Source organism: Lysobacter enzymogenes, from assembly GCF_017168095.1.
Classification (GTDB): domain Bacteria; phylum Pseudomonadota; class Gammaproteobacteria; order Xanthomonadales; family Xanthomonadaceae; genus Lysobacter; species Lysobacter enzymogenes_D.
On sequence record NZ_LXSD01000224.1, the window covers coordinates 1 to 2,253 of the forward strand.

The following is a 2,253-nucleotide window of genomic DNA, read 5'->3' on the forward strand; positions in this document are numbered from 1 at the left end:
CCGATGCCGCCGCCCAGCCGGCAGCGCCGGCGCCCGCCGCCGCAGCGAAGCCGAGCGGCGCCGACGACAACCTCAACGCGGTGCTGTGGATGCAGCGTTCGGTCGAATACCGCGCCAGCGCCGAGACGATTTATCGCGCCGCCGCCGACAAGCTCGACGCCGCGCTCAAGCAGCCCAACTGGGACGCGCTGGTGCCGGAGGAGCGCGGCAACGCCGCCAAGGGCCTCAAGCCTGCGGTGGTGATGGACGTCGATGAGACCGTGCTCGACAACTCGCCCTATCAGGCGCGGCTGGTGCGCGACGGCAAGGAATACGACGAGGTCACCTGGGACGCGTGGGTGGCGGAGAAGAAGGCCAAGCCGGTCCCCGGCGTGGTCGAGTTCGCCAAGGCCGCGCAGGCCAAGGGCGTGACGATCATTTATCTGTCCAACCGCGCAGTGCATCTGAAGGACGCGACGCTGGCCAACCTGCGCAGCGCCGGTTTGCCGGTCGCCGACGACGAGGTGTTCCTCGGCCTGGGCACCGTGGTCGAAGGTTGCGAGCAGAACGGCAGCGAGAAAAATTGCCGCCGCCTGCTGGCCGGCAAGAAGTACCGCGTGCTGATGCAGTTCGGCGATCAGCTCGGCGACTTCGTGCAGGTGGTGGCGAACACGCCCGAAGGCCGCGACGCGCTGCTGCAGCAGTACCACGATTGGTTCGGCGAGCGTTGGTGGATGCTGCCGAACCCGAGCTACGGCTCGTGGGAAGCGATGACCTTCAACAACGACTACAGCCAGTCGCGCGAGGCGCGGCGCGAGGCCAAGCGCCGCGCGCTGGATGTGGCGCCGTAAGGCGTCTCAGCTGATTCGGCGACGTGTTTATTATTTAAATCAATAGCTTACATGGCAATATTTCAGGTGTTGCATTAACTTATCCGCAGCGTTAGTCTGCCCGCATCCCGGCTTCGGCCGGGGCCATGCCACAACTCGCACTCTCCGGCGCAAGCCGGTTTTGAAGGAGGCCTCGCGCCTCCTTTTTCTTTTTGCGCGCTTGCGCGCAGCGCTGCGCCGCGGTCGGCGCCGCCGGTCGCCGTACCGGCGGCCGCGAACGCGCGCCGCTTCCGTGCGAGGATGGCGAAGATGCGCGATGTGCATCGTTTCGATCACCGCTCCGGGGTAGTTCAGCGGTAGAACACCTGGCTGATTACCGGGTGGACGCTGGTTCGAATCCAGCCCCCGGACCCATCCGGACTTGCCATGAGCAGCGGCCGCGACGAACAGGACGACGAATCCGCCGGCGCGCACGGCACCGGCGCCGGCTATGCCACGGCGCAGTTGCTGCGGGCGATGGCGCAGGCGCGCGATCACGCCGATCCGGAGGTGCGCGCGCGCGCGCAGCAGCGCGCGCAGCGTTGGCGGCGGATGCTGCTGGACATGGCCGCGGGCCGGCTTTCGCACGGTTCGCGCGCGCCGATCGCGGCGACGCCGGCATGGCTGACGCCCGAGGTGATGCACGGCGGTTTCGCCAGCGGCGCGCTCAAGGCCGGCGGCGAGCTGTCGCCGCACGAACTCGCGCTGGCGGGCGAACTGCGCGCCGACAAGGCGCAGGCGCGCGCCGTCATCAACGCCTGGTACCTCGGCGAGGCCGGCCTGGCGGCGTTGACCGAGCGACTGCGCGACGGCCGCTATCGCATCGACGTGCCCGAACAGGGCGCGCTGCTCGCGGTGGCGGCCTTGATCGCGCACGGCCGCGCCGATGCGGCGACCGAACTGACGGCGACGATCGCCCCCTATTTCGAACGCGTGCGCTTCTATCCCGAACCCGCCGACGCGGCCGGGCCCGACGACGGCCGCGTCAGCGTGCGCGACGCGGGCTGGGTGGCCGCGGCGCTGGAGCGCAAGCGGCCGCAGCCGCGGGTGCGCGCGCAGCAGGAAGCCGCGGCGGTGTGGTTGCCGCACCACGACCGGGTGGTGGCCTTGTTCCTGGAAACCGTCGAAGACGGTTGGCCGTGCCGGCGTTATCCCGGCGATTGGGCGCAGCGCGCGCAGGCGCTGGCGGACGAATACGAATCCTTGCGCGAACGGCATCCGCTGTGCGCCGGGCGCAGCCGCGAGCGCCGCCATCCGGCCCAGCTGCGGCGCCTGCTGGCGCGTTGCGCGCGCGACCCCGCGGCGCTGGACGGCCGCGAGGTCGGCCGCATCCGCATGATGCTGCAGCGCTACCTCGACAAGCGCGGCGCGCCGCAGGCGCCGGCGTGCCGGGCGCAGCGCGAGC

The 2,253-nt window shown here is 70.4% G+C and carries 2 protein-coding genes and 1 tRNA gene; all 3 read left to right on the forward strand.

The window, feature by feature from the left end:
• The coding region (locus A7A76_RS05780; RefSeq protein ID WP_206410303.1) for a 5'-nucleotidase, lipoprotein e(P4) family at window positions 1-830 on the forward strand (830 nt) is incomplete at its 5' end.
• Between the two features lie 318 nt (window positions 831-1,148).
• Window positions 1,149-1,223 (forward strand) — tRNA-Ile (locus A7A76_RS05785).
• Between the two features lie 12 nt (window positions 1,224-1,235).
• Window positions 1,236-2,253: hypothetical protein (locus tag A7A76_RS05790; RefSeq protein ID WP_206410304.1), on the forward strand; the 1,018-nt coding region annotated here is incomplete at its 3' end.